This is a genomic window from Halococcus salsus (genome assembly GCF_009900715.1).
Lineage (GTDB): Archaea > Halobacteriota > Halobacteria > Halobacteriales > Halococcaceae > Halococcus > Halococcus salsus.
In genome coordinates, this window is sequence record NZ_JAAAJC010000001.1 from 1,236,176 (window position 1) to 1,261,562 (window position 25,387).

Genomic DNA, 25,387 nt, shown 5'->3' on the forward strand with positions numbered 1-25,387 from the left:
CGGTGAACGGCTCGTGGTAGTACGTCAAATAAGTCGGATCCATCGCCAGAAGTCTTCGACGACCGACCCGATCCGGTGTCGGTGTTCTCGTTCTCGGAAGGCTCAGTTCGATCTGTTCGATCGAACGAGCCGAGGAGTATCGCTCTTCCAGCGGTTCTGTATCGCTTGTGGTCTCATTCTCAATGCGGCCTCCCTCCCCGTGAGGACTGACGACAACTATGAGATACTGTGCAAGTACTTTCGACTCGTCTTTGAACAGCTATCCGGAATCAATCTCAAAATTTTCTGTCTGTGATCGTCCGCAGGTCGGTCGTCACTCCGGAGATACAGCGAGGTTGTTGTCGATGAGCAGGTCGTCAACGTTGTGGCTACTGCTGTGACTTTGAGTGCTGTCACCGATTTCAGGTGCGCTCGCTTCACTCCGTACGAACGGTATCGCTCTATTCCTCGGGTCGACTCGATCCAGTCGGGAGGAGTTCTCGTCGGAGGGTGCTCGTTACTCTTCGGCCGGGCGCTGGATATCCTGGAGACCGTGGGACAGCAATCGGTGGGCGATCATCACCAACCCGTTCGAAAAGCCGCGGCCGTACACCGCCCGGTCGGTCGGTCCGTCGTACTCGTCGGGGACTCGCGAGCTCACGAGGAGTGCGGTCCGGTCGACCATCAACAGTACTCCGACCGAGACGTCTTCCCGTTCCGCGGTGGGCTTTTCGAGCCACGTGAGTCCGCTTTCGAACACCGTCGCCCCTGGGACACGACGCTGAATCGCTTCGCGTGCTTCCGACCGCATCGCGCCGATGACGACGTCGACCCCAGCATCGGCGGTCTCTCGGAGGGTTTCGTAGAGCTCGTTGGTGAGCACGGCTCTCGACCCGACGACTATGACTACCTCCCCGTTTCCGGCGCGTATCATCTCGTTCGCACGCGCCGCGATCGAGGACGCACCGGTGAGGGACCAGACCTCGTGTGCATCTCGGTCGTCGCTTCCCGCTCGACTTCCGATACCGTGAAGCGCCTGGTCCAGCTCGTCGATGCGGGACGAGTAGCGGTTCGCGAGAACGGTGACTGCCTCGTCGACCCCGACGGCGCGGAAGTACTGTGGATTTCCCTGGTGGACCTCCACCAACCCCTGGGATTCGAGCACGCGAACGGCCTCGTAGACGCGGGTACGAGGGACGTCCGACGTCTCACTGATCTCCCTCGCCGTCCCGGACGGGAGCCTCGTCAGTGCCGTGAAACACCTCGCTTCGTACTCCTTGAGACCGAGGTTCTGCAACAGTTCGATCGCCTTCTCTTCGACGGCGCTTGTCATGATCCAACCACCGTCTGACCAGTTTCCCGCAGACGTGTATATATTTTCACTCCGAGACGTCTGCTTTTTCTGAGAAGGTACATACAGGATGGACGCCCCCATCGAAAGCCGATCCCGACTGTGACCCGGATCCTCACATAAGTACTTAGTAGGCGAACAAGAAGGAACGGGCGGCACCCGATCGGCACTTCCAACCACCGTGCCGGCCGGCGTGCCACCTATCGTACTTTCGGGGTGCCTCTCGAAGCGGGAGCCCACAGCGTATCGAACACACCGCTTTCGAGGAGGTTCGAGAGGCCACGACGGAGGCGTTCGGAGGCTGCCTGGTCGGAGATGCCACACTCGGCGGCGAGCTCGACCATGCTGGTTCGGCGTGGAACCTCGAAGTAGCCACGTTCGACGGCCAACGCAACGATCTCGCGTTGCGACGGGGTCAGCGGCTGGGAGCGACGGTCCGAACCCGTGCCGGCATCGGTCAGGCTGCTCAACGAGAACCCCATCCCCCGTTCGGAGCACCGTTCCCGATACGTCCGCAAGGCCTCCTGGTCCGGGAACTCCATCCGGGTCGTCGCACCGTGACGCGTGACGGTCGAGGCGAGGAGCACACCACCGACGGCGGTCCAGTCCCAGTACGTGGTCGTCGAGGCGGGCAGACGGAGCTGGCAGCGTTCCTGGCCGTCCTCCGAACGGAGGTGCCGGATCACCGTCGCGGTATCCGACCGTTCGAGCGCGGCTTCGAACGTCGGCCAGTGGTCCGTCTCGGCCCAGAACGTCACCAGGAGAGTGTCGGGAGCGCACGCCACGACGTGTTCGATCTCGAGTCGGAGGTCGGACACCCGTTCGAAGAGCGGGTCGTACACTGGGGTATCGAGGTGGTAGGTCGCGACGAGACTCATCCCCCCGTCGCTCCCCCCATCCCGCTCGATGCCGATGGCGAGTCTGTTCGGAGCGCACGAGTCACGGGTTTCAGTGTGGAGATCGCCGTCCACTGCGTTGCATACACCATTCCAACCACCCCTTGAGCCCGCTCGGGACAGATGCCTTCCACCCTCCAGTTACATTGTATGTGGGTTTTGTCATGCAGTTCCGGAATCCACGAAATAGTGCGCCGTCTGGCGGTTTTCTTTCACATCTGTTCCGCTCGTGAAACCATTGTCTGATAAAATCGCTTGAACACACAATTTCAACGTCCGGATTCCGGAAACTATCGTTGGTGGTTTTGGGTTCGTCTCGATATTTAGTGCTCGGTCGCGAAACGTACGGCTATCACGGGACGGACGGTACGGAACACCCGCCGCTGACGAAACGATTATGCTACCGCTCGCGTGTACCTCCGTGTGCATCACGATGAACGGCGATGAATTCAAACGGCAGCTTCGGCAGCTCGTTGAGACGGCGGAGGAGGACGACGTCCCGCTTCCCGGCTGTTACGACATCCGGCGTTCCGGGACGCACGACGGACGTCTCCAGATCGAGATCACGGAAGTCGCCGATTACAGCCGGTCTCGGGCGCTGTCGGACGACTAGCTCGCAGTCCGGTATCGGACGGGGAGTACGCCATCGCTCGAAGGCCGTGCGGTCTCCATTGTCACCCATGTCGTCCCTTTTTTACCCTGCCGCAACAGGGAAGACTAGGCGCGAAGACGGCGGAAACAGACCTGTAGCGTGGTTCGCCGTTCGAACCGCTCTGGCATCACCCAGGCATCGCCCTTCGCGCCCACGAGCACATGACCGATACCGGACCACACGAACGTGAGCTCTTGATGTGCGAGAGCTGTGGCGTCGTTCGTTCCGTCTCCGGCGCGGAGGACGAGCCGGTATCCCACAGCAGGGACCAAGGCGGAGGATGTGACGAGTGCGGGTGCGACGAACTGTCCGCCGTGCTTCTGTGACTACCGTTCACGGGGATGGGGGACTTCACTTCTCCAAACGAGACGTGCTGACGGGCGATATCCGGCCTCGTCCGTGACTCCGACGAGGCTCGGTGACCACCGAAACCCCGGTGTAGGTCGGTCGACACTTCGGCTTGGATAGTCATGTTTCGGGACTATGGAACGTCGGGGTTCGGTCCCGGTGGGAGGAGACCAGATGCCACGATGTCAAAACTGCAGTGGGTTCGTCACCAAGCAGTACGTCCGTGTCTTCGCACCGACGGGCGCGGACACCGTTCGGGTTTGTCCGCAGTGTGAGAGCAAACTCCGGGATGGGGCTGACGTCCGTGAGGCTCGTTCGTAGTCGACGACCGGAACGGCGAACCGAACCGGTGGTTCCGAGCCGCCTAAATAGGGCATTGCGATCCAGCAGTCACAGTCAATACGGGCTCGTACGGTATTGAACAGTAGCTCACGAGGGGAGCACCGTCGCGCGCACACTTCGACCGGTATCCATCGGCGAGGGTTCTAGAGGTGGCCGACGGACCTGCCGCTGACGCCGCGCTTCGTGCGCCCGTTCCGGCGGGAGCGAACTGGAGGAAAACGTGATGGGGGAAAACCACGAGGACCGACCGTCGACGGGGAGGGAACTCATACTGGAACGGTACGAGTGGGAGATCGCCCCGAGCGAGGACGGCTGGAAGGTCGTTCCGAACGGAAGCGACCGAAGCCGTGTCAGGGACGAAGCCGTAGAGCTATCCGAACTCGAACGACTGGTCGCGCCCATACTCGGGTTCGTGGTCGCAACGTTGCTCCTGATCACGTTGGGGTACTTCCTGCTCTCCACGGTCGGGTAGTCGGGCGGTCCTCGACGAACGGGGCTCATAACCGTCCGGGAAGGTCAAGCAAGCGCTTACCACCGGGGAACGCGATTCCCGTGTATGGTCGGGTCGAACACACCCACTCGTTTCGAGGTCGCCAGGGGTGCCGACGGACACTGGCGGTGGCGATTCGTCGACGAGAACGACACGCTCGTCGCCAAGTCCTGTCGAGGCTACACCTCCAAACAGGAGACGGTCCGGGACCTGCGGAGCCTCCAGGCCAACGCGTCGAGCGCACCGGTAGTCCTCCCGGAGGACTCCACCCCGTGAGCGCGGTCCGTTCAATCTGATAGCTCTTCGTCCCGAAGGGGAACTCGGACCGTCGTCCCCCGACGTTCTCGGGCTCGCTAATACTACCTCCCGATACCGGGGCCGTGTGTGGAACTGAACCGGTGAATGAACCGGAACGAACGATCCGTTTGGATCGGGAACCGTCTTGTCTCCGGCCCGTCCCCGACTACCGATAAGAAGCGAACAACGTCATTTAAGGAAACGACAACCGACCGCGATGGATCAACTAGTCTCGTTTTTATCCAATACGTGTGACGTTATCGGTACACATAGTTAAGTGCAAACTTCCCGTACGGACGGGTAGCGTTACCACAGGCGATAGCATGGATCCAAACGAACGAAACCGGGACCGCGACGCCATCGGCTCGGTCTCGGCAGGTGTATTCGAGGCGAGCATGGGGAGAGCAGTGAGAACCCTCCAGTACGTGTTCTGGGCGATCCCGGGGATGCGTCCCCGAGCAACGAAACGGAACGTCCTGGTGGTGCTGGTCGGACTGCTCGCGCTCGGGATCGTTCTCTCCATCGCCCTCGGTCTCGATGTGCAGCAGTGGATACCGCTCGCCAGGTAGGACGACAATGCATTGTGCTCGGCCCCAGCGTCCTCAGCGAGGCCGACCGAGACGGAGTTTCTGCTGACTGTGGAAGTAAATGAGGCCCGAGATCAGGAACAACACGACGAACCCGCCGGCCCACACCGAGACCGGCAGGGCGGCGAACAGAGGCATCCCGAGGCTCGACAGCGAGACGACGACCAACGAGACCAGCCCTATCACGAAGTAGTAGGTGGCGTAGGGCACCCCCTCGTTCGGGACGACCTCCATGTAGACTTCGACCTGGTGAGCGTCGTTGAGGAGGTGGACGACCTTCCGGTTCTGTTCGTACTGGATGATCCCCAAGTCGTCGAGCTTCGGGAGGTGGGTCTGGTGCAACGAGTTGTAGACGCTCTCACGCGTGCTGCGTGGCGGCGGTGACTCCCCCGTTTCGATGCTCGCCAGCTCTTCGGACAGCTCCCGCAGCGTGACGGTCTCGTCCCGATCTCTGAGGTACTTCAGCGTTCGCGCCCGTCTCTTGTTTCGCAGCACGTCGTGTATCTCGTGTTCGGAGAGTTGGTGTTTCGTTGACTCTAGCATGGTTTTCGGTGGGGTGTCGTCCAGGTCGCTCGATCGAGCTGTCGCCAACGGACGGTGGCGCTCCACCGAACCGGTTCGGCCGGAAGCGCCCGTTCGTTGGTTAAGCCAGCCATACCCCCATACATAGATAACATAAATGCTTAGCTGTCAAGGGTATTTATGTATGCGTAGGTGAATATCACGAGATCTGAGAGGTATTCCATCCACGAAATCCGAAAAAAGTATGCGCATATCGCTCTATTTGTAAGAACTATCGTTCTATAACAACTGATCGATCGATATGGATTATCGGGTCGCCATCGGGAATCGACGGTAGGGAATCGGGATCGCGTTCGAGGGGGTCACGACCGACTTCCTCGATGGAACCCGGTCCGGCGGCCGTGTCCGTGCCACGGAACCGACGGTTACGCCGACACAACGGCTCAATGAACGGCCGGGAGCTGGGTTGAGTGGCTGCATAGGTAAGTCGTTCCCGGGCGGAACGAGAGTCGATGATCGGCCCGTACCCGAACACCAGTCGTCGGTCCACGAGACGATGAAGGTCCTCTACGTCCTCTCCCAGGACAGCGGCGGCCTGCCGCACTACGCCGCGGAGCTCGCGAACGCGATGTCCCGCCACGCCGAGGTGGTCGTGTTCAAACCGTTCGAGACGACCGCCGACGACCTCTTCGACGACGCCGTCGAGTGTGTCGAGGCGTTCGAGAACATCGACATCGCGGCGACGGACCTCTACGCCGGTGACTGGAGCCCGGTGGCGGCGTTCCGGGCGGCGCTCTCCTACCGGAACCTCGCCCGCATCGAAGCGTTCGATCCCGACATCGTACACTTCACCTCGCCGGCCAGCATGTTCCCGCAGGTCCAGCTGTTCACCGCGCACTACGGCATCGACGACGACTATCCCGTGATCGAGACCTATCACGACGTCCTCCCCAACAAGCTCCTTCGCCGTGGGAAGGAGCTGGCGGCGAGCGAACCGCTCTCGAACGTGATCCTCGACAACGTGATGAAGCTCGGACACCGCGCGCTCCCGGCGCTCGACCGGGCACACACCGTCGTTCACACCGAGACGAACCGCGACACCCTCGTCTCCAACGGTTTCGACCAGTCGAAGATCTCCGTCGTTCCACACGGGATGTACGAGATATTCTCGCAGTACGACCACGCCGACGTCTCGGTCGAACCGCGAACGATCCTCTGTTTCGGACAGATCCTCCCGACGAAAGCACACGACGTCGTCGCGAAGGCCATCCCGTTGGTGGCCGACCGCGTCGGCGACGTCACCTGCGTCATCGCCGGCTCCGGCGACCTCCCGGCGGACGCGAAACGGGTGATCGACGCCCATCCTGATCTGTTCGAGGTCGAGAACCGCTTCGTCCCGAACGATGAGGTCGGCGCGTACTTCCGCCGAGCACGGGTCTCGGTCCTCCCCCACCAGCGCCAGAACGGCCACAGCGGCGTGATGACCATCTCGTACGCCTACGGCACGCCCGTGGTCGCGGCCGACATCGCGGACTTCCCCCGACTGGTCGAGGAGAGCGGTTGCGGGCTCGTCGTCCCGATGGACGACCCCGAACCGCTGGCCGACGCACTCGCGACCATTCTGACCGACGACGACCGCTGGGCGGCGATGCGACGGAACACACAGCGCCTCCGCGAGCAGTTCTCCTGGGAGAACGTCGCGCGCGAGCACGTCGCGATCTACCGGGACGTGCTCGACGAGCAGCCGGAACGCCCCCTCGCCGCACAGCAACGCTCCTAACATGCGCCCCTGGCATCGCCACATCGTCGCCGACCAACGACCCTATGAAAGATAGCATGAACGTCGTCCAGATCCCCCACGTCTACCGCCCGTCGCTCGGCGGCGTCGAGAACTACGTCTACCGGTTGAACCGCTCGCTCGAAACGCGCGGCCACGAGACGACGACGATCACAACCGACGTCAGCCTCGCGAACACGAACTCGCCGCTCGACCCGCAGGCCGACGTCGCCTACTGCGAGACCGACTTCACGGTGTTTCGGAATCCGTTCTCGATCGACCTCCACCGGCGCGTCGCGCGGAGCACGGCGGACCTCTATCACCTCCACAACCTCGAGTTCTTCTCGACGGTCGAGGCCGTCCACGCGCTCCCGGCGGACGCCCCCTCCGTGCTGACGGTCCACGGCTTCCGTCCGTCACCGGACAGCTTCCTGCAGCGCGCGCTCACGGGGCTCTACCATCCGGTCGCGGCGTACGTCCTGAACCGCGTCGACAGAACGGTCGTGCTCGGCGCGACCGAGAAGGAGGCGCTCGTCGACGCGTTCGACGTCGATCCCTCGACCGTCGACGTGGTTCCGAACGGTATCCATCCCGCGGAGTTCGAGGTGAGCCACGACCGCGTCACGGCGTTCAACCGCCGGTACGGCCTCGACCCGGAGACGCCCACCATCCTGTTCGTCGGCCGGATGGTGCCCCTGAAACGCCCGCACCTCCTCGTCGACGCGCTCTTCGAGTACCTCCCCGACCGCGACCTCGATGCGGTGGTCGTCGGCACCGGCAGCGGCGAGTACGAACGGGCGGTCCGCGAGCGGGCGGACGACCGAGTTCACTTCCTCGCCAACTTGCCCTTCGACGAGCTGAAGGCGGCGTACCACGCCTCGGACCTGTTCACACAGCTCTCCGGGGCTGAGGGACTGCCGACGGTCGTGCTCGAAGCGATGCACGCGGAGCTCCCCGTGGTCGCGACGTCCGTCGGCGCGCTCCCGAACGTCCTGAACCACCACGAGAACGGCTGGCTCCTCGACGCCGCACCCGCGGTCGGCGACGTCGCCGAGGCGATCCGGTTCTACCTCGACCATCCGGACGAACGGCGACGGGTCGGTGCGCGGAACCGCGAGCTGGTCTACGACCGGTACGACTGGTCGCACGTCGCCGACGGTATCGTCTCGACGTACGAGCGCGCGCTGGATTGAAATTTTACAACCCGTGCCGACCCGCTACTGGCCGGCCATCTCGGTCCCCGAACGGCCGCCGACCGGGAGCTGATTGAGAACTCCACGGACGAACGGGGCGGGGTCGTCGAGGTGGAGGTAGTCGAAGTGTGGCTGGTCGTAACACGACGAGAGCACGTCCCACACCGCGGCTCGGAAGCTGGGCGGTTCGATCGCGGGGTAGCGCTTCCGGAGGATGCTCCAGAGGTACTGGAATTCGCCGAAGAGGAGGTGATTGCCGGCCCCCACCTCGTACTCCGTTTCGATACGGTCCGGCTCGCCCGTCGCCAGCAACCAGTGTGCCGAGGGGAAGTCGGCCCCCGCGATGACGTCCATCTCGATCGACGCCCAGACGCGGGGGTTGATCTCGGTGAATTTGTACTCGCCAGTGTCGGGCTCTTTGAGGAACTGGACCGAGGCGAGCCCGTGCCAGTCGAGGTGGTCGAGCATGGTTCGTCCCAGCTCCTCGATCGCCGGGTCGTACATGGTCTCCCGGTAGACGCTCGCCCCGCCGGCGTAGGACTTCCCGCGGACCTGGCGCTTCTGACACGTCAGCACCGACTCCCCGTCGTCGTAGAGCCCTCTGAAACCGTACTCGGTGCGGGTGTCCCGGACGAGCTCCTGGACGATCGGGACGTGGTCGGGGACGTGACGGCCGCTCTTGTGCATCGTCTCCTGTATCGCCTCCAGGTCGGGTTCGGTGCCGGCGGCGGTGTATATCACCTCCATCTTCCCCTCACACTCGTTCTCCGAGAGCGAGTCCACGTAGTCGTGCGTGAGGATCGAGTACCGGGGTTTGACGATCAGCTCGCGGCTCCAGTCGTCGACCTCGTCGAACGAGTAGGTCTCCGGAATGGCGACCCCGGCCTCACGTGCGGCTTCGGCCTGTCGAAGCCGGTCGTGGACCGTCCGGACCTGCTCGAAGGAGGGCCAGAGCGCGACGACGTGCTCCTCGAACTGGTCGCGATATTTCCCGAGGACGTAGCTGTCGACCTCCCGGTGGGGAACGATCGTGTAGACGTCCGGCCGTTCGGCGAGCGAGAGCAGGGCGTCCCTGTAGGCAAGGAGGTCGTCGTATGGGGAGGGAACGATAACCGTCTCATCACAGTACCGGGACGCGAGCGCCGGCCGGTCCCGGCGCTCCGAGACCGCGATGGTGTGGACGCCGCGTTTCCCGAGCGAGCGGAGACACGAGATGCTGCTGCCGGAGTCGTTGATCGGGAGCAGTACCGAACGACCATCGGTTTGTGATTTCATTCGTGGATCCCAGGGACAGCGACCTCATAGCTATGCGGTCGTTTGAGCTATCGCCCGAACGGATCGCCCGAAGGACACCGAACCGAACCCGGAATCATCCGCACGTTCGAGTCGTCCCAACGACTGAATCGAACCGGCTGCCGGGGTCGAGTACGTCGGAAGGTGTCAACGATGCGCGTGAACGAAGTAGACGCCGGAGCGTCGGTCCGCCGGCCCGCCGAGGTGGGTGAGCGTGTAGCCCGCCGCCCGGAGGAACGCCTCGACCTCCTCGGCGGTCGTTCCGTACCGACGGCACTTCTCCGAGTGGACTTCGAGGGAGATCGATTCGACGGTGTCGAGCAGTTCCCCCAACCCCTGAAGGACGAAGAGCTCCGCGCCCTGCACGTCGATCTTGACCACGTCGGGCGGCGCGAATCCGTCGTCAAGGAGGTCTTCTCCCCGACGTGTCTCGACCGTTCGACCGACACCGTCGGGCGCGAGATAGTGATGGCCGCCACCGGCCTCGACGGTCTCGGACGCGAGGATCGTCGTTCCGTTCTCGTCCGCGAGCGCTATCGGCGACACCGTCCAGCGTTCGGCGGGGGCGGTGGTTTCGAGGTTGCTTCGGAGCCGTGACCGATTCACCGCCTCGGGTTCGAACCCGACGACCTGGCCGGAGGTCAGCGCGTTCGCGACGAAGCAGGTGTACGTCCCCACGCACGCCCCGACGTCCCAGACCGTCTCGGTGCCGTCGAGGGTCGAAAGCAGCGTCGCGATCAGGTCGCGCTCGCCACCGAACGTCGTCGCTCGGCGGTACTCCGCCACCGTCGAGACCCCGAACCGAACCGTCTCGCCGGCGACCGTCGTCTCGACGGCATCGCCGGCCATCGCCGCCCGAGCCCTCCAGTAGGCCGTCTCGGCACGCCAGTAGACCGACGAGACGAACGGCGGAACTCCGTACCTGGCGGCCAGCCGATACGGCACGTTGAGCGATCTCTCCTTCGTGGTTCTCCAAGCGTCTTGGGCGTTTCTGGATGTCATCGTGGCGGTCGTTCGTCGTCTCGGCAGTGAACTCGTCGGCGATGCTGAGCGGGTCTCGGCCGGTCACGCGGGCGTGGTCGGCCCCGTTCGGAGGAGTCGCCGTCTGACGCGTTCGGCGGTCTCGCCGAGCGCGTCCGTCGCGCCGCCGCCGGCGGCCAGCCGGTCGTTACCGCCCGCCCCGCCGCCCGCCTCGTCGGCGATCTCGCGACCGATAGCCGTCGCGCTGAACTCGTCCGCGAGGGCTTCGTCGACGGCGACGGCGAAGGAGCCATCGCCGTGGGCGACGACGAGGGTGATCCCCTCGCCGTCCATCGCGCGCTTCGCGAGCGCCCGTGCGTCGGGGAGCTCCCCGTCCGCGAACTCGACCACGCGAACGGTCGGGTCGTCACCGTTCGATTCCCCGCCGACCGAGCGGTCGTCCGAGAGCGACCCCCACCACGAATCGGCCCACCGCGCGCGGACGGCGTCGAGCTCGCGCCGCAGGTCGCGGCGTTCGTCGTCGAGCGCGGTGACCCGGTCGGGGAGGTCCTCGACCCTCGCGTCGAGCCGTTCGGCCGCCTTCCGTGCCGCGCGTTGGGTCTCGCGGTCGACGTCGTTCGTGTTCGACTCCCAGTCCCTGCTCACGGTCAAGCTCTCGCGGACCGTTCGTTCCCTGCGCCGCCAGTAGAGTGTCGTTCCGACCAGTGCGATGCTCGACGCCAAGCCGACGAGTGTGGTGTTATTCATGGATGAATCCCTTGAGTTTCGGCCCCACGGTGGGGTGCGTTATCAGCGGTGCCAACCGGGGCGTGATCGTCGCGAGCCGTCCGTAGCTTTCGAGCGAGGCTCGCCCAGCCCGTTCGGGTGGACTGACGAAGCTCACGAGCGGGTAGTCGAAGCCGCCGAACTGTGCTTTGAAGCTGTGAACGCTGGAGCCGCGCCGCGACCGCCCGAAGTCCACGACCGAGCGACCGGCGCGACAGGCCCGTTTGATCGACTCGACGTAGAGCAGGTGGTTCGGTCGGTGGTCCCAGTGGGCGCGCTTCGAGGCCGGGGTCCACACCATCGTGGTGTCACCCCACTCGAAGAGGAACACGCCGGCGATCGGTTCGCCCGCGCGCTCGGCGAGCAGAACCGTTGCGGCGTCCCCGAGACCGTCGACGAGCGACGCGAAGAACGCCTCGGGGAACTGCGGGCTCCCGAGACGACGCATGGTTTCGAGGTAGAGCGGGTAGAACTCGGCGACCGTGGCCTCGGTCACGGTGACACCGTGGTCGCGGGCGGTTCGCACGCACCGGCGGATGTCCTTCTCGAACGTCGACTCCCAGAGGGTCTCGAACGACCGATCGAGCGACAGCCGGATCGACGACCCGGTCGGAACCCCGCCGTAGCCCGCCTCGTTGTACCCGCTTACGCCGCTCCAGCCGGCATCCTTGACGATGCGGGTGTCGCCGTCGAGCCCGGACAGAACCGACGTCGCCGAGATGTCCTCGTCGACCAGCGGAAAGCCGTACTCACAGAACGGGTTGACCACGCTGTGGCCGACCCCCTCGCGGACGCTGAACCCCGGGATCATCCCCCGGGTCGCGCCGGAATCGGGGTCCGTCAGGAGGCGGTGTCGGGGCTCGTACCCGAACGCCGTCGAGACGGCGTCCGCCCACGCCGGGGTGTGAAACACCGTCGCGTCGGGGTGGTCATCGACGACGGACCGCCACTCCGGCGACCGGGTGGACACCGGCTCGATCCCGACGTCGCTCCCGTCGGTCGTCGCCCGGCTCATCGCTCACCCCCGACCCTGATAGGCGCGGTGCCGTCGATAGCCACCCCGCCGGGGTCGGCGTACTCGTCCGCGACGGCACCGGCCGTCCCGAAGGTAAACTCGTCGAGCAGCGCTTCGAGCTTCGCCGCCAATCGCTCGATCCCGTGGAAACTGATGAAACGCGCGTGTGCCGGTATCGGGGCGTTTGCGGCTGCGGACCGAACGGCCGGGTTGAACTCCCACGGGTGGAAGTAGATCGTCGCCGGATGCCCGCGTGCGTTGAGGTTCCGTATCCCGCGTTTCACGGGCCAAGTCGGGAGCACTCGCGCGTAGAACCCGCCGGCGACCGGCAGTCGGAGACGGGGATGGAACACCGCGAGCGGCAGCTCGACGAGCCGACCGTCGGCACTGTCATCCGGATCAGTGAACGGTGCCCGCGGGTCGAGGCGGTAGGGCCGAACGGGTGCGTCGGCCACCCCGTACATCGGCGTCTTGACGGGGAAGACGCTGGAATCGTACCGATAGCCGGCGGTTTCGAGCGCCTCGATGGCCCACGCCGTCCGGGGGGTCACCGAGAAGTTCGGCGCACGGAACCCCGTCGGCCACGTTCCGGTCGCGTCGTGGATGGCGACGGCGCTCGCTTCGAGCTCCGCGGCGAATGCATCCCTGTCGAGTTCGAACAGCGGCCGGTGGGTGTGGCCGTGTGAGCCGACCTCGTGACCCGCATCCGCGATCCGTGCCACGAGGTCCGGTCGTTCGCGGGCCAGTTCCCCGACGACGAAGAACGTCGCCCGGACGTCGAATCGGTCGAGGACGGCGAGGACGCGTTCGATCGACGCCTCGATGTGTGTCGCCGGGTCCGTCACTCGCTCCCGGAGCAGCGTCGCCGAGTACCAGTGTTCGACGTCGAACGAGAGGACGTTCGTCACCGCGTCGCTCATCGAATCCTCCCGTCGATCCCGGCGTTCTCGAAGTAGGTGCTGAGCGAGTGGAGGACGATCGCGGTGAAGCACGCGAAGATACCGACCAGCACGAGGAACACCGCGCTGAGCGAGAGCCCGACCGGGAACGTCCCCGACTGGACGTAGCTGATGACCGCCCAGTAGCCGACGCCCAGCCCGCCGAAGGTGAGCGAGAAGCCCGGCAGCGCGAGCGCCGTGAGCGGGCGCTCGCGTTCGATGGTCTTCAGGATGTTCTGGAGGAGGATCATCCCGTGGGAGAGCGGGTCCTGGCTGCTCGCGTTCGCCACGTCGTAGGTGACCGTGATCGGGACCTCCTCGACCGGGTAGTCGTGGTGGTGGATGTGATAGAGGATGTCCGTGCTGGCGTCCATCCAGTCGCCGATGGTCATGTCCTCGGCGAGGGTCTCGATCGCCTCCCGGTCGTACGCCCGAAAGCCGCTCTGGGTGTCGCTCATCCGCGAGTCGGCCCGCACGATACCCATGCTCAAGTTCGTGAGCACGTTGATGACGCGGAGCCCCACGCGGCGGTAGAACGGCGCGTTCGACACGGCACCCTCCACGAACCGACTGCCGATGACGAGCGGGGCGTGCGTGGTGGCTTGCGCCCTGACGAGCCGGGGAACGTCCGCGGGGTCGTGCTGGCCGTCGGCGTCGAGGACGACGAGATGGTTCACGTCGTACTCCTTCGCGGTCTCGAAGGCGGTCTTGAGGGCCGCGCCGTAGCCACGGTTTCGGTGGTGGGTGCTGACGACCGCGCCCGCCTCCGCGGCCTTGGCTCCGGTGCCGTCGTCGCTTCCATCGTTCACGACGAGCACCAGATCGGCGTGGTCGGCCACCCGCCGCACCACGTCGGCGATCGTCGCTTCCTCGTTGTACGCCGGGATCGCTACCATCACGTCGCAGTCCGCGCCCGCCCACGCCGAGCCCGACGTCCGTTCGGTCGGCTGCCGGCCGTTCTCGGCGCGCTCGTTTTCGAGGGGACGAACCCGGCCCGGGCGGTGGTCGTCGTCGATGATGTCGACGGTCGAACCCACCCCCTCGCTCGCGGAAACGCCGTCAGCTGTGTGTTCGCTCATTCTCCTCCGGGCCGTCGTTGATCGTATCGGACGATAGATATTCTCCAATTGTGTGTTTCTGAACGGGATATTTGAGGACGAACGCACATCCAAACGCGAAATTATTCCACAAGTCGGGTAGATAGTTGCGAATAGAACGTACGAACTGAAAGGATAGAACAACGGATAGATCTCGATGGCACAACCGATGGAGACATCGAACCAACCGGCAGGACCGTCGTCGTTTGGACCGAAGCACGGGTCTCGCTTTCGTTCCTGAAACACGACTGAGCGGATACACACGCGGAAGGGATGGGCATCGAGCGGCTGGGACGTTCGTCAGCGCCGCTCGGCACACCTCGTTCGACGCGCGATCCTCGTGACGACCGGCGGGTCTCCGTGTTCGCACCGGTCCCACGGACCGGACCAGCCGTCCACATCGTGTCGTCCGAACGGGTTCCGAGAACCGTTCCCGTTCGTTCTATGACCCGTTCAACGGGACAATAGTCAATCAGTCCGGAGAACGATCGTCCGCAATGGCCCAGGAGCGTCTCTCGATCGGACGGCGAACGTTCCTGGCACTCGTCGCCGCGGGCAGCGGTACCGTCGCCGCCTGTTCGTCGCCGAACCAGCCTACCGAACGACTTTCCACGGAGACCCAAATGTCGAACCTCGACCGCGTATACGAGATAACGGAGAACTACCACGTCGGACCGAAACGAGACCGCCCGGAGCCGGGCGATGCCGAGGGAACGATCTGGGAGGCGACCGACCCGGGTCCGGCGGGGGCGACGCGACGGTCGCTCTCCGACGGCGAGCGCTGGATACCGTTGGTCGTCGAACCCGAGTCGCCGAGGGCGACCGGCGAGTATCACCTCACCCCCGACGACGGTTTCGAGGCGATCCAGACCGTGATCGACCGAACGGGCGGGAACGTCGTGATCCGGCTCGCGCCGGGGACGTACGTCGGGCGCGAGCTCACGCTCGAACACGGTGTCATGCTCGTCGGGTCGGGTCGCAACGCGACCACGCTCAAGCTCGAAGACGGGGCGAACACGGACCTCGTGACGACGCCCGACCTCCCCGACCGGAACGTGATGGAGTGTACCCTGCGGGACCTCATGTTCGACGGGAACAGGGGGAACAACGCGACCGGAAACGCGGTGTACGGGGCGTTCTGGAACAGTCGATTCGTCGACTGCAACTTCTACGCCGCACCCGACAACGGCTTCTGGCTCGCCGGGTCGACGGCGAGCACCGACGACAACCAGTTCCGCGGCTGTCAGTTCCTCAACAACGGGGCCGCCGGGCTCCGCGGCGGCGGCAACAAACGGTCCTATCCCTCCGTCGGGGTCGCCCGCGTCGATACCAACTGGTTTGGGTACAACGGGGGACCCGCGATCACCGCTCGAGGGGAGTCCTGGAAGGTCAGCGATTCGAAGTTCTACGCCAACGGGCTGGACGGCGACCCGACGATCGAGTTCGACCGGTGTAGCTACTCGAACGTCACCGGTTGCGACATCCACTCGGACTACCCCGACCACCCGCTCATCCTGGTCTCGGCGTCGAAGGGGGTCGAGAGCATCGGCAACCAGATCAAGAGCAACGACCTCCGGGGGACCTATCGGTCGGCGGTACGGTGTCTCGTCGACGGGAACGACATCGTGGCGCTCCAGATCCACGACAACACGATACAGAGCAACGGTCGCTCGCGGTCGGGGGTCGTCGCACGCAAGGCCGGGCCGGGCTCGTTCGTCGACTGTTCGTTCAGGAACAACACGTTCGTCGGCACCATGACCGGCCAGGCGGTCGGACTCCCGGACAGCTGGCGCACGAACGCGAACGGCGACGCCGGCTGAACCGATTGAATCGGCGCATAGTAATGGCTGAGTGGGGGGAACCCGAAGCCAACAATGGTACCGGAACGCCGGAGGGGCGGATGAGTCAGTCGACGATCGTTCGGTCCTCGTTCGGAACGTTTCTCGCCCGGGTCGCGACCTCCGTCTCCGTGTTCCTCGCGGTCTTCTACCTCGCGACCACCGGCGCGTCGGTGCTCGGGGTGTACTCGCTGTTCATCGCCGTCGTGGAGGTCGTCGGGCTGGTGACCGACGCCGGCCTCTCCGCGGCCGCGAAGAAGCGGATCAGCGAGGGGGTCGAGCGCGACGAGTTCTTCACCGCCGCCCTCCTCACCCGGCTCGGCATCTTCGTCGCCGTCACGGCCGTTCTGGTCGGCTTCAGGGGCGAGATCACCGCCTACATCGGCCACGAGTTCGCGGTGCCGTTCTTGCTGCTGTGTTCGCTCACCTATCTCGTCCAGTCGACGCTCTACGAATCCCTGAGCGGCGAGAAACGGGTCGCCAGAGCCGGGCTGCTGGGGTTCGTCTCCAACGGCGGCCGCCTGGTCGCGTGGATCCCCCTCCTGGCACTGGATTACGGCGTGTTCGGGATCTTCGTTGGGGTCTGGCTCGGACAGGTGTTGGCCGTCGTCGTCGGCGTGGCCATGCTCTCGTTGCGGCTGCGACGACCGGCACGGCGACACTTCGAGAGCCTGTTCCGGTTCGCGAAGTACAGCTGGATGGGGGCGCTCCAGGAGACCTCCTGGATCTGGACGGACACGCTCATCCTCGGTGTCTTCGTCGCCCCCGCGCTCGTCGGGGTCTACGAGCTGAGCTGGCAGATCACCGGCGTCCTGTTCTTCGTCGCGTCGGCGATCAGTTCGGCGCTGTTCCCGAGCATCAGCGAGCTCGCGGCCCGGAACGACTACGACCGGGTCACCGACCTCCTCGAACGATCGCTGGTCTACGTCGGGATCATGTCGATCCCCGGCTTCGTCGGCGGGATCATCTTCGCCGAACCGATACTGGCGATGTTCGGCGACGAGTACCGGGTCGGTGCCACCGTCGTCGTCGTGTTGCTCCTCGCACGCGCGTTCCACAGCTACGAGGTGGTGTTCGGTGAGGCGCTCAACGCGCTCGACCGTCCGGACCTGATGTTCAGAACGAACCTCGTCTTCCTCGTCCTCCTCATCTCGCTCAACGTCGTCGGTATTACCCTGTTCGGGTGGGTCGGCGCGGCGTTCGCCACGACGGCGGCGATGGTGGTCCGGACGGCGCTCTCGTTCTACTTCATCCGGTCGATACTCGCGTTCACGGTTCCGACGCGGGAGATCGGCTTCGAAGTCCTCGCCGCGCTCTTCATGGGGGCGTGTCTCTGGGTGCTCACGCCGGACGCCACGCTCGGGATCCCGACGACCATCCTGTTGGTCGGGACGGGCGCAGCGATCTACGCGCTCACCGTCCTCGCGCTGATAGAACGGGTCCGCGTCGAGGCGTCGGGGCTCGTTTCGAACGTCCGGACGCTTCTCTAGGCGTTCGTCCCGTTCGTTCGGACGTAGTAGACCGACGCATGCTCGTTCTCGTAGACCGGCTCCCGATCGGCGAGGACGTTCCTGTAGAAGGGCGTTCGCTCGACGGAGATGTACGTCGAGTCGCTTCCCGGTTTCATCATGGGTCTGTGACTCACGTAGACGTAGGCGGTCTCGTCGAGCCCCGTCCTGCTCAGCCAGATCGAATCGATCCGTTCGGACGGGACGACCTCACTGACGAGCAGCCCGTCCCGACTCTTGAGGCGGTCGTAGTTGTTGTAGACGGCGACGTCCGTCCCGGTGTCCGCCGTACGTGTCGCGAGCCACCGCGTGGCGTTGACTTCGTCCTGGGTGTAGACCGGCCACCCGGCGCTCTCGTTGTAGTTGATGTTGTAGGACGGTTCCGGTTGATCGGCGACCGCGAAGACGGTGCCCGAACTGAACAGGAAGAGGAGCGCGAGGAACACCGCGAAGAGCCCCTCGACCGGGACAGCGCTCACACGCGCGCGCAGGCCATCGCGTGGAAGCTGTTCGGCGAACCGTGCGAGTCCGGCAACGGCGGTTCTCGCGCCCGTGACGGCGAAGGGTGCGAGAACGAACAGCGCGATCTGGAACGTCCGGTCGAAGCCCATCCCGAACGTGATCAGCGCCGACGCGAAGAGAAAGCCGAACACACCCAGCGAGAACAGCGTGTATTCGGAGGTCCGGGCGGCTTCGCGGTCGGTGGCGAGTGCATAGAGTGCTCCGAGGACGCCGAGGCCGATGAGTGCCACGAGGACGATGTAGAGGAGCCTGTACGTGAGCCAGTAGCCCGACTCGACCCCCATCGTCGCGTAGCCAACGCCGCTGCGGCCGGACTCCGAGACCGGGAACGCGTTGAACGCCTCGCCGGCAGCGGTGACGACGCTCTCGAGGTTCTCGCCGGAACCCGTAGACGAGTACCATATCAGCCAGACGACCCCGAGGAACGTGGTGAGCACTGGTCGGGTGATTCGAGTGACGACCCTGACACCGCTCGTGAGCCGGACGAGATATCGAGCGACCAGACCCAGCCCCAAAAATCCGACGAGCAACAGGCTGACACCGTAGTGGGCGAAGACCACCGATAGAGCGAGCGGGAGCCCGAGCGTCCACCGCTGGAGCGGCGATAGCTGGTCGTCGAGGAAGACGGTGAGCAAGAGGACGACGAAGAGCCCCGCGACGAGCTGTTTGTCGGGCATATCCTTGAAGAACCCGTAGTAGAACACGAGCGCGAACGGCGCGAGCACGGCGACCGAGCGGCCCCGAAACTCGGTTCTCGTAATGTACCAGATACCCACCGGGAGCAGTGAGACCAGGAGAGGATAGACGAGTTTGTAAACCCAGACGAGTTCCATCCCGGTCACCATCGAGTAAACGGCTCCCAGCAGTGTGATCGCCACCAAGGAGCTGTTCGAGTTGCCACCCGCCGTAGTCCAGTAGCCGTCTTGGCGGATCTCCAGAGCCGTGGCGTACTCGAAGTGGATGTCGAAGCCCCAGATATGTCCCGAGACCAGCGTCATCTGCAACAGTACCGTCGCAGTCACCGCCCAGATGGCGTAGGGATAGACCACCGGTGACCCCCGCCACTGGAGGAGTACCAGTGGAACGACCGCGACCGCACACGAGAGGACGACGAGCGACCAGTCGAGGCCCGCCGGGTCGCTGGCGAGGGTCACGAGAACCGCTCCGACCGGAAGGAGCGTCAGCGAGCCGAGCGCGAGCCAATCTCGGAACGACAGCCGGCGTACTACCGACCGGGCCGAACGCTCGCTCTGCTCGGGTCCCCAGTCCAGTATCCGGGAGTGCAGTTGGTCCGAGGCCCCGATGACCGAGAACGTGATCCACTCGAAGACCGCCAACGGCCGCAACGACCACGAGGCACCGCCCCCCACGAGACGAACCGTGACCAGAAAGACCACGAGCGCCGAGACAGCGACGGTCACGCTCGATGCGGAGAGCGGTCGGTCGACGGCGAACGTCGACAGAACGGCGCTGACCAGGATCGAGAGACAGACGACGATGGGGAGGCTCAATCCGACGGCGTAGAGCACGACGCGGCCCGGCGAGCGGTCACTCAGGCCGAGCATCGAGACGAGCAGATAGCCCGGCAGGACCCCGAGCAGAGCACAGCCGAGGACCGGTCGAAACACGGTACTTCCCGGGATGTCGATGCCGAGGACCACGTCCAGGAAGAGATACGAGGTCACAACGACGAACAACGCCAGCTCCGTTCTGTTCACGCGGGTGTCCAACATTTTACATCGGAGATCCGAACTACTCAGCCATAATCAATGAGTGCATAAATCAGTCAATTGCGCCGTTGAAACGTGACCTCGATGTCGAGCCGAACCACGAGCTCAATGAAACGGCCGAAAGAACGCGCGCGAGATCGCCCTCCGTGGACATCACAGGGGACGACGGGCCAGGCTCGTGCCGTGGTCGTCGCTTCGTGGATCGGGGCAGCGCCGGTGACGTCGGGATGGCGACCGTGGGGTTAGATCCGGTCACTCGAACTGGAAGAACGAGCGAATCAACGGACCCGGACCGGAGGGAAGGGGAGTCGCGGCTCGAATCCCGGCGCTAACCACTGATTTCGTTCGACTCAAGCACCGAATAGCTATGATCCGATACGCTATCGGTAGGACCATGGCACTACGCCCGTCAACCGTCGAAACGGCTACCGCCGAGGTCTTCCAGGACGTGCTCGCGGGGTCGTCGGACGGCGTCCTCGCGATCGGGTTGAACGAAACGGCCACGGCCGACCTCCTTCACAGTCTGGACGGGATGACGGATCCTCCGTCGGTTCGGTTGCTCACCTACGAGTCGGTGCTCAAGTGGGTCCGGGAGGACTTCGCGATGGCGAGCATCGCGGCGGAGCTCGTCGCCACGAACACCCTCTCCACACAGATGGCGGAGGGCCCATTCGAGAACGTTCTGCTCGTCACCGACGAGTCCGTCACCGCCATCATCTCGACGAAAGACGACGTCGTCGGGCTCAGCACCGAGAACCTCGACCTCGTCGAGGGCACACGTGCCTACTGGCAGGGACTCTACAAGGAGTCCGGGAGTTTCCCGCTGCGCACGCCGGCGTACTCGGCAGTCGGGGACTCGCTCGCCACCGAGTTCGGTCCCGAACTCGTCGACGATTTCCAGTCGATGCTCGATGCGCTCGGGAGCACCCGCGGTCAGACCCTCGACGAGGTCGTGATCGCCCTCCTCGTCGCGGCCAAGCACGAGGAGCTCCTCTACGACATCTCGAGGTGGGGTGAGAACATCGGCATCGCGAGCAAGGCGACCTTCTCCCGGGAGAAGATGCGGCTCGAAGCGGCCGGACTCATCGCGACCGAAAAAGTGCCCGTGGACGTCGGTCGGCCACGGCTGCGCCTGCTCCTGGGCGACGACCGCCTCCGAACGGAGGACGCCGACGAGTTCGTGACCGTCGTTCGGGACGAACTCCCGGCCAGCGTCGACTCATGAGACCGGCCATCGAGGACCGGACCGTCGTCGTCACCGGCGGGAGCGGGTTCATCGGGAGCCATCTCGTCGAGGCGGTCGCGCCGACCAACGACGTCCGCGTCGTCGACACCGCCGACGGGGAGTCACGTCGTTTTCCGACGAACGTCGACGTCGTCACGGGCGACGTTCGCGATGCAGCCACGCGGGAGGCGGCGCTCGACGGTGCCGACGTCGTCTTTCACGAGGCGGCCATCGCGAGCGTCGAGCGCTCCATCCAGGAACCCGAGGAGAGCCACGCCGTGAACGTCGATGCCACGCTGTCGCTCCTCGAAACGGCTCGCCGAACCGGGACCCGAGTCGTCTTCGCGTCGAGTGCGGCCATCTACGGGGACCCCGACCGGGTGCCGGTCTCGGAGAACGAGTCGAAGACCCCGAACTCGCCGTACGGGCTCGAGAAGCTGGCCGGCGACCACTACTGCCGGCTCTACAACCACCTGTACGACGTCGAGACGGTCGCGCTTCGGTACTTCAACGTCTACGGCCCCCGGCAGTCGGCGGGGTCGTACAGCGGGGTGATCTCGACGTTCGTCTCCCAGACTCGGTCGGGCGGACCGATCACCGTTCAGGGCGACGGCGAACAGACGCGGGACTTCGTCCACGTTCGTGACGTCGTCCGTGCGAACCTGCTGGCCGCGACGACCGACGCCGTCGGGGAGGCGTTCAACGTCGGCACCGGGACAGAGGTGCGTATCGCCACCCTCGCCGAGCACGTCCGGAACGCCATCGACCCCGACATCGAGATCGTCCACACCGACGGGCGTTCCGGCGACGTTCGGGCGAGCTGTGCGGACATCTCGAAGGCCGAAGCCGAACTCGGCTACGAACCGACGCGGGACATCGAAACCGGGATCGGGTCGCTCGTCGAGTGGAACCGACGTCTCACCGTCAACTGAGGGTGAGGGTCGAACACCACAGCGCGAGAACCCCGGACGAACGCCGTTGGGACCGTTCGTTCGTGGTCGGGACCGAACCCGAGGCCACGACAGCGCTATGTGAACACTTGTCCAAGTAGAGGTGTGTTCAGCGAGTGGCTAGAACGGCCCCGGATGCGTGCGAGCGGCGACGTCGAGGAGCGGAGCGCGACGTGGCTCGAACTGTTCTACGACCTCGTGTTCGTGGTGACGGTCGCCGAACTCGTCGGGCTTCTCGGTGCCGGTCGCTCCCCGGCGAACGTGTTCGCGTACGTCGCGTTGTTCATTCCTGTGTGGTGGGGGTGGATCGGTTCGACGTTCTACGCGACCCGTTTCGACACCGACGACCTCGTTCACCGGCTCATGACCGCGATCGAACTCTTCGCGGTGGTCGCGCTCGCGGTCAACGTCCACGGGGCGTTCGGCGAGACCTCCCGTGGATTCGCGCTCGCCTATGCGGCGCTCCGGGGCGTCCTCGTCGTCAAATATCTCGGTGCCAGCCGGGCCATCCCCGAGGCAAGGCCGCTCACGACACGCTACGCGCGTGGCTTCGGTCTCGACGCCGGCCTGTGGTTCGCCTCGGTATTCGTCCCGCCCCCCTACCGCTTCGGTCTGTGGGCGCTCGGGCTCCTGGTCTCGTTCGCCACGCCGATCACCGCGGGGAGCCTCCACGGCGACCTCCCACCCCACGCCTCACACCTGCCCGAACGGTTCGGGCTGTTCACCATCATCGTCCTCGGCGAGTCGGTCGTCGGGCTCGTTCACGGGGCGAGCGAACAGGCCTTCTCGCTCCCTGCGTTCCTCGTCGGCGCGTTCTGCGTTGCGGTGGTGTTCAGTCTCTGGTGGGTCTACTTCGACAATCTCGATGGGGCGGCCATCCGGGCGGCAGTCGCGGCGGGGCGCACGGCTGACTACCAGCGGTGGCTCTACGCCCACTTCCCGCTCGTGGTCGGTCTCGCCGCCGTCGGGGTCGGGATCGACCATCTCCTTGTCGCCGAGCCGACGCTCCAGCTCCCGGCGGCCGACCGCTGGTTGCTCTGTGGCGCACTCGTCGTCGTGCTCTCGGCCATCGGGGTCATCCACCGGACGACCGACGCCTGCGCGAACCGCCCCGCGCGAACCCAGTCGTTGCATCGCTTCGGCGGCGCGGGTGCGGTGCTCGTCGTCGCCGTCCTGGGTGGGCCGCTGACGCCGTTCGCGGTCGCCGGAGTGCTGGTGGTCATCTGTGTCGCACAGGTCGCCCTCGACCTGCGCGAACGGGGGCGGACGGCCGATCTCTCGGTCGGTGGCTAAGCCACGCCCGCAATAACGGCGCTCCCGATGAGTGTCGCAGACTCGTCCAGGCCATCGGGAGAACGACAGAGTGCCTTGTTCGTTCTCCCAGCTACGGGTTTTCGTCGTGACCGGTGGCCATGTGTCCAGCCTCCTGGTGCGGGCCACACAGCGCGTCGGAGGACTGACGGCAGGCGATCTCCGTGAACGAGCGTGAAGGGGCGGCGGCCGAGCGCCGTTCGTTCGTGACACCCGCTCTCCCAGTGGGTTCGACGACCGTCTCGGGGAGATAGCGCCACGCGACCACCCCCAGAACGAGACAGCCCGCGGCCGCGAGCGCCGCGTTGGCGAGATAGCCCGGTCCGAAGGCGGTGAAGACCACGCCCGCGAGCGCCCCGCCGATGGCGAAGCCGATCTGCCCGGTGGCGGCCGTGAGGCTCATCAACGACCCACGGCGGTCGCCGGGAACGAGCTCGGTCAGGAGCGCCTGGAACGAACTCCCGCGCGAGGCGAACAACGCCATCGCGACGAAGAAGACGAGGTAGACCGGCCACAGGCCGGCGGCCACGAACGGGGTGGCGAGGATCACCAACGCGACCGCGAGCGAGGCACCGACGATGACCGGCTTGCGACCGACGCTATCGGACAGCCGTCCGGCCTCCGGTCCCGCGAGGACGTTCCCGACCCCGCCGACGAAGAAGAGGAGCGCGATCGAACCACCCGTGACCCCCAACGTGGTTTCGAGCCAGAGCGGGAGGTACGCGATGTAGAGCGGAAAACTCAGAAACACCAGCGCGAACATGAGCGAGGCCGCCCCGACGCCGGGGCGGCGAAGCAGGTCGGTGTAGGCTTCGATCGCGGTTCGGAGGCCGAGCGGCGCGTCGGTGCGTCGTGTCTCCGGTTGCGGGACGAACCGCCAAACGAGCACCGTGGCGACACCCATCACGACCGCAAACGCGACGAACGGGGCGCGAAACCCGAACGCATCGGCGAGCACGACCCCGAGCGGGATGCCGGCGATCTGACCGGCCGCGAGACCGCTCATGACCCAGCCGCTCGCCCAGCCACGGCGTTCCCGGGGGAAGTAATCGCCGACGTACGCGATCGCCGCCCCGTTGAGGATCCCACCGGCCGCCCCGGCGAACGCCCGCACGCCGAACAGCATCGCGAAGCTCTCGACGAACCCGTGCGCGGCGAGCGCGACCGTCATCAGACCGCTCCCGGCCAACAGGATACGTCGTCGGCCGACGCGGTCCGAGATCGGACCGGCCACGAGCGCGAATATCCCGACGACGAACGCGTAGGCCGTGATGAGCGTCCCGAGGAGACCCGTCGTCACGCTGAGCTGTTCGGCGATCCGGGTGAGGATCGGCGCGACGATCATCACCTGACTGGCGAACGAGAACACGACCAACCAGAGCACGAACAGTATCAGGGAGTCACTGGCATCGTCGTGGGTCGGCGCAGTCACGCCGTCCGACAGGCCACCGCCGGGCATAACCCTGCCGTCGGATCCCCTCGAACGTCCTCGTCGGAGTCACGACGAACGTTCGAGAGCGAGTTTTGTTTCGGCCGTTCGTCCCCGTGGGTCACACGGACGTGTCGGATATCGTACCGACCAGGGTTCGACTCCCGGAGCGGGGACGAGAGCGGCTCCCCGTTCGTGCACCGAAACCCGATAACCTCCGTTCTGACCGGTCCTCTGCGGGTTCCGTCTCCCAGCCCCGAGAACCCGCCGGCCAGCAGATTTAGGGTAGCCAAAAATTCGAAGTTCTTATTGCTTTTAGGGCTGCCTAAAGAACTGCATGTATCCGACGAC

Annotated in this window: 23 protein-coding genes; 12 read left to right on the plus strand and 11 right to left on the minus strand. The window is 65.1% G+C overall.

The window, feature by feature from the left end:
• Positions 1-496: 496 nt before the first annotated feature.
• Together GT355_RS06405 and GT355_RS06410 are read right to left on the minus strand one after the other, a co-directional pair.
• Positions 497-1,312, minus strand: coding sequence for a TrmB family transcriptional regulator (locus GT355_RS06405; protein WP_160133833.1), 816 nt, complete (start codon positions 1,310-1,312; stop codon positions 497-499).
• A 218-nt stretch (positions 1,313-1,530) separates the two neighbouring features.
• The gene (locus tag GT355_RS06410; protein WP_160133834.1) at positions 1,531-2,208 is read right to left on the minus strand and encodes a helix-turn-helix domain-containing protein; all 678 of its coding nucleotides are present in this window, start codon (positions 2,206-2,208) and stop codon (positions 1,531-1,533) included.
• Between the two features lie 451 nt (positions 2,209-2,659).
• On the opposite strand from GT355_RS06410, the gene GT355_RS06415 reads away from it, so the two are divergent.
• From GT355_RS06415 to GT355_RS06430, 5 genes are all read left to right on the plus strand, one after another.
• Positions 2,660-2,839, plus strand: a complete 180-nt coding sequence (locus tag GT355_RS06415) for a hypothetical protein (protein ID WP_160133835.1) — start codon at positions 2,660-2,662, stop codon at positions 2,837-2,839.
• Between the two features lie 561 nt (positions 2,840-3,400).
• Positions 3,401-3,547 (plus strand): DUF7563 family protein, encoded by a 147-nt coding sequence (locus tag GT355_RS17985; protein WP_192927972.1) that lies wholly within the window; start codon positions 3,401-3,403, stop codon positions 3,545-3,547.
• A 244-nt stretch (positions 3,548-3,791) separates the two neighbouring features.
• Positions 3,792-4,040 (plus strand): hypothetical protein, encoded by a 249-nt coding sequence (locus tag GT355_RS06420; protein WP_160133836.1) that lies wholly within the window; start codon positions 3,792-3,794, stop codon positions 4,038-4,040.
• Positions 4,041-4,124: 84 nt separating this feature from the next.
• Entirely contained in the window at positions 4,125-4,334 is a 210-nt protein-coding gene (locus tag GT355_RS06425) for a YegP family protein (protein ID WP_120072420.1), read from the plus strand.
• 344 nt (positions 4,335-4,678) lie between these two features.
• Complete coding sequence (locus tag GT355_RS06430; protein ID WP_160133837.1) at positions 4,679-4,924, plus strand: hypothetical protein; 246 nt, start codon at positions 4,679-4,681, stop codon at positions 4,922-4,924.
• Positions 4,925-4,957: 33 nt separating this feature from the next.
• Here GT355_RS06430 and GT355_RS06435 read toward each other — a convergent pair whose 3' ends face one another.
• On the minus strand, positions 4,958-5,437 hold the full coding sequence (locus GT355_RS06435) for a DUF7344 domain-containing protein (RefSeq protein ID WP_240145737.1): 480 nt from the start codon (positions 5,435-5,437) through the stop codon (positions 4,958-4,960).
• Between the two features lie 583 nt (positions 5,438-6,020).
• Between GT355_RS06435 and GT355_RS06440 the strand changes: the two genes are divergently transcribed.
• Positions 6,021-7,244, plus strand: coding sequence for a glycosyltransferase family 4 protein (locus tag GT355_RS06440; protein ID WP_160133839.1), 1,224 nt, complete (start codon positions 6,021-6,023; stop codon positions 7,242-7,244).
• A 44-nt stretch (positions 7,245-7,288) separates the two neighbouring features.
• Positions 7,289-8,434: a glycosyltransferase family 4 protein gene (locus GT355_RS06445; RefSeq protein ID WP_240145738.1), complete on the plus strand. Its 1,146-nt coding sequence runs from the start codon at positions 7,289-7,291 to the stop codon at positions 8,432-8,434.
• A 24-nt stretch (positions 8,435-8,458) separates the two neighbouring features.
• Here GT355_RS06445 and GT355_RS06450 read toward each other — a convergent pair whose 3' ends face one another.
• From GT355_RS06450 to GT355_RS06475, 6 genes are all read right to left on the minus strand, one after another.
• On the minus strand, positions 8,459-9,709 hold the full coding sequence (locus GT355_RS06450; protein WP_160133841.1) for a carboxylate--amine ligase: 1,251 nt from the start codon (positions 9,707-9,709) through the stop codon (positions 8,459-8,461).
• Between the two features lie 165 nt (positions 9,710-9,874).
• Positions 9,875-10,729, minus strand: coding sequence for an FkbM family methyltransferase (locus GT355_RS06455; protein WP_160133842.1), 855 nt, complete (start codon positions 10,727-10,729; stop codon positions 9,875-9,877).
• A 63-nt stretch (positions 10,730-10,792) separates the two neighbouring features.
• Positions 10,793-11,455: an alanyl-tRNA synthetase gene (locus GT355_RS06460; protein ID WP_160133843.1), complete on the minus strand. Its 663-nt coding sequence runs from the start codon at positions 11,453-11,455 to the stop codon at positions 10,793-10,795.
• Positions 11,448-12,488 (minus strand): lipid II:glycine glycyltransferase FemX, encoded by a 1,041-nt coding sequence (locus tag GT355_RS06465; RefSeq protein ID WP_160133844.1) that lies wholly within the window; start codon positions 12,486-12,488, stop codon positions 11,448-11,450. Before GT355_RS06465 ends, GT355_RS06460 begins: the two co-directional genes overlap by 8 nt.
• Positions 12,485-13,408, minus strand: a complete 924-nt coding sequence (locus GT355_RS06470) for a polysaccharide deacetylase family protein (RefSeq protein ID WP_160133845.1) — start codon at positions 13,406-13,408, stop codon at positions 12,485-12,487. The genes GT355_RS06465 and GT355_RS06470 overlap by 4 nt, the downstream gene beginning before the upstream one ends.
• Positions 13,405-14,505 carry a glycosyltransferase family 2 protein gene (locus tag GT355_RS06475; RefSeq protein WP_160133846.1) on the minus strand — a complete coding sequence of 367 codons (1,101 nt, stop codon included), beginning with the start codon at positions 14,503-14,505 and terminating at the stop codon, positions 13,405-13,407. Before GT355_RS06475 ends, GT355_RS06470 begins: the two co-directional genes overlap by 4 nt.
• 515 nt (positions 14,506-15,020) lie before the next feature.
• Here GT355_RS06475 and GT355_RS06480 point away from each other — a divergent pair.
• Complete coding sequence (locus GT355_RS06480) at positions 15,021-16,343, plus strand: right-handed parallel beta-helix repeat-containing protein (protein ID WP_160133847.1); 1,323 nt, start codon at positions 15,021-15,023, stop codon at positions 16,341-16,343.
• 23 nt (positions 16,344-16,366) lie between these two features.
• Positions 16,367-17,851, plus strand: a complete 1,485-nt coding sequence (locus tag GT355_RS06485) for an oligosaccharide flippase family protein (protein ID WP_240145739.1) — start codon at positions 16,367-16,369, stop codon at positions 17,849-17,851.
• On the opposite strand, the gene GT355_RS06490 is transcribed toward GT355_RS06485, so the two are convergent.
• Positions 17,848-20,109, minus strand: a complete 2,262-nt coding sequence (locus tag GT355_RS06490; RefSeq protein ID WP_240145740.1) for a DUF2206 domain-containing protein — start codon at positions 20,107-20,109, stop codon at positions 17,848-17,850. The genes GT355_RS06485 and GT355_RS06490 overlap by 4 nt on opposite strands.
• 406 nt (positions 20,110-20,515) lie before the next feature.
• On the opposite strand from GT355_RS06490, the gene tbsP reads away from it, so the two are divergent.
• The 3 genes from tbsP to GT355_RS06505 all read left to right on the plus strand — a co-directional run bounded on the left by tbsP (position 20,516) and on the right by GT355_RS06505 (position 23,589).
• Positions 20,516-21,346: a transcriptional regulator TbsP gene (tbsP, locus tag GT355_RS06495; protein WP_160133848.1), complete on the plus strand. Its 831-nt coding sequence runs from the start codon at positions 20,516-20,518 to the stop codon at positions 21,344-21,346.
• Entirely contained in the window at positions 21,343-22,278 is a 936-nt protein-coding gene (locus tag GT355_RS06500) for an NAD-dependent epimerase/dehydratase family protein (protein ID WP_160133849.1), read from the plus strand. The genes tbsP and GT355_RS06500 overlap by 4 nt, the downstream gene beginning before the upstream one ends.
• A gap of 123 nt (positions 22,279-22,401) precedes the next feature.
• Positions 22,402-23,589, plus strand: a complete 1,188-nt coding sequence (locus GT355_RS06505; protein WP_240145741.1) for a low temperature requirement protein A — start codon at positions 22,402-22,404, stop codon at positions 23,587-23,589.
• 91 nt (positions 23,590-23,680) lie between these two features.
• Here GT355_RS06505 and GT355_RS06510 read toward each other — a convergent pair whose 3' ends face one another.
• Positions 23,681-25,039, minus strand: a complete 1,359-nt coding sequence (locus GT355_RS06510; protein WP_240145742.1) for an MFS transporter — start codon at positions 25,037-25,039, stop codon at positions 23,681-23,683.
• Positions 25,040-25,387: the final 348 nt, after the last annotated feature.